Annotated in this window: 1 protein-coding gene; it reads right to left on the reverse strand. The window is 76.5% G+C overall.

Annotated features, from left to right (window positions below):
- Nucleotides 1-733 (reverse strand): beta-ketoacyl reductase (locus tag AWZ10_RS35620; protein WP_159058474.1); only part of this gene is annotated, 733 nt, incomplete at both ends.

Genomic DNA, 733 nt, shown 5'->3' on the forward strand with positions numbered 1-733 from the left:
GCCGCCGCGGCGCGCGCGGAGCCGGTCCGGGCCAGTTCCACGACGTCGGGCAGATCGGCGAGCAGGGGGCTCGGCCGGGCCGCCGTGAACGCCGTCAGGAACCGGGGCCAGCGCACGTCGGCCACGGTCTGGCAGGGCCGCCCGCCGTCGATGGCCTGCTGCAGGGCGAGCAGGGCGAGATCCGGGTCCATCTCGGGCACCCCGTGCCGCTCCAGGACGCCCCGGACGGCGCCGCGGGCCAGCCCGCCGCCGCCCCAGGCACCCCACGACACACAGGTGGCGGGCAGTCCCCGCAGGTGACGCAGCTCGGCGAGCGCGTCGAGGTAGGCGTTGGCGGGCGCGTAGTTGCCCTGTCCGGGGATACCGACGGTCGCCCCGTACGACGAGAACAGCACGAACGCCGACAGGTCCTGCGCACGGGTCAGCTCGTGCAGGTTCCAGGCGCCCTGGGCCTTGACGCGCAGGACCCGCTCGACCTGGCCGGGGCCGAGCGTGTCGACCGTGGCGTCGTCCAGGACGGCCGCCGTGTGCAGCACCGCCGTGAGCGGTCCGTGCGCGGCCGCGCGGTCCAGGACGGCGCGCAGCGCTTCGAGGTCCGCCACGTCGCAGGCCTCCACGACCGCGTCGGCACCCAGCGCCCTCAGCTCTTCGACGAGTTGACCGGCGCCCGGCGCGTCCGGGCCGCGACGGCTGGTCAGCACCAGGCGCTCGGCGCCCTGTTCGGCCAGCCAGC

This window comes from Streptomyces europaeiscabiei, assembly GCF_001550375.1.
GTDB classification, from domain to species: Bacteria; Actinomycetota; Actinomycetes; order Streptomycetales; family Streptomycetaceae; genus Streptomyces; species Streptomyces europaeiscabiei.